Source organism: Actinomyces sp. S6-Spd3 (genome assembly GCF_000758755.1).
GTDB lineage: Bacteria > Actinomycetota > Actinomycetes > Actinomycetales > Actinomycetaceae > Pauljensenia.
Window position 1 is genome coordinate 1 of record NZ_JRMV01000167.1, and the last position, 837, is coordinate 837.

General features: G+C 59.1%; 2 protein-coding genes. Both read right to left on the bottom strand.

Annotated features, from left to right (window positions below; genetic code table 11):
* The coding region (locus tag HMPREF1627_RS01000; protein ID WP_034500386.1) for a dynamin family protein at window positions 1-309 on the bottom strand (309 nt) is incomplete at its 3' end.
* Between the two features lie 3 nt (window positions 310-312).
* Window positions 313-837 (bottom strand): His/Gly/Thr/Pro-type tRNA ligase C-terminal domain-containing protein (locus HMPREF1627_RS01005; RefSeq protein WP_034500387.1); only part of this gene is annotated, 525 nt, incomplete at its 5' end.

Genomic DNA, 837 nt, shown 5'->3' on the forward strand with positions numbered 1-837 from the left:
CCAGCGCGCGTCTTCTGCGCGATGAAGCAAAAGCGGGCTCCTGGTAGTTGGCCGTTTAGCGGACGAGGCAGACACGTGCTGGCCCACTAGCGAGTTCACGATCGTTGATTTACCCGCTCCCGTGGAGCCGCCCACCACGCATACCAACGGCGCATCCAGACTTTGCAACCGCGGCAAGATATGATCCCCCAGGCGCCGCGCGGACCGCTTCGCCACTTCCCGCGCATTAGCTGCTTCAGGTAGATCCAGCGGTAGCGCAACGTCGGTAAGCACACCCTCAAGCGCGCTTAGAGATTCATACTCTTCCATCTGCTACTCCCCCAGTATGACTGCGGGCTTCAAATCTTCAGCCGGTGGCGTCCACGTCTGCGGATCAGCACTTTGCTGCTCGCCCGAGCGAATGTCCTTTACCTCGTGCGCACCATCCTCGCCAATGAACCACACGAACGGAATGCCACGCCTATCCGCGTAACGGATCTGCTTTCCAAACTTCTGTGAGTTCGGCGAAACCTCAGTTGCGATCCCGCGTGCGCGTAGCGCTGCAGCGACATCTTCCGAGGTCTCCCGCGACTCTTCGTTCATTACGGCGACGAAAACAGCGGTTGGAACCGAGCGCGAGGCAGTTGCAAGCCCCTCGGCCAAGATACGCGAAACAAGGCGAGATACACCGATAGAGATGCCCACGCCCGGATAGGAACGCTTGCCATCCGATGCGAGTGAATCGTAGCGGCCACCGGAGCAGATAGAACCAAGATCCTTGTGCCCCTCGAGTTCGGTTTCGTAAACCGTGCCCGTGTAATAGTCCAAGCCGCGCGTAATCTTAAGCTCAGCGCGCAA